General features: G+C 77.4%; 1 protein-coding gene. It reads right to left on the bottom strand.

The annotated features are described in order from the left end of the window. The coding region (locus tag RCG67_RS17345; RefSeq protein WP_497801015.1) for an HhH-GPD family protein at window positions 1-527 on the bottom strand (527 nt) is incomplete at both ends.

Genomic DNA, 527 nt, shown 5'->3' with positions numbered 1-527 from the left:
CGGCGAGCGGGCGGTGCAGACGAGGGCGCCCAGCTCCATCACCGCCTTGTTCCAGCGCACGGCGAGAGCGTCGTCCTGCGGCATGAGCTCCTCGGCGAGCCGGGCCTCCGCGGCCGTCAGGGACCGGGACGGCAGGGCCCGCCCCGAGACCACGCGGGCCTGCACGCGCCGGATGTTGGTGTCGACCACGACCTGCCGGTCCCCGAAGGCGAACACGGCGATCGCGGCGGCCGTGTAGGTGCCCACCCCGGGCAGGGCCAGCAGCTCGTCGTGCCCGGCCGGCACCTGTCCGCCGTGGCGCTCGGTGATCTCCACGGCGGCCGCGTGCAGGCGCAGGGCCCGCCGCGGGTAGCCCAGCCGGCCCCAGGCCCGCACCGCCTCGCCCGTGCTCTCGGCCGCGAGGTCGGCGGGGCGCGGCCAGCGCTGCAGCCAGGCCCGCCACACCGGCAGCACGCGCACCACGGGGGTCTGCTGGAGCATGAACTCGCTGACCATGACGCCCCACGGGGAGCAGCGCGGGTCCCGCC

The organism is Kocuria cellulosilytica (assembly GCF_040981245.1).
GTDB classification, from domain to species: Bacteria; Actinomycetota; Actinomycetes; order Actinomycetales; family Micrococcaceae; genus Kocuria; species Kocuria cellulosilytica.
This window is presented reverse-complemented; position numbering and strand designations above follow the sequence as displayed.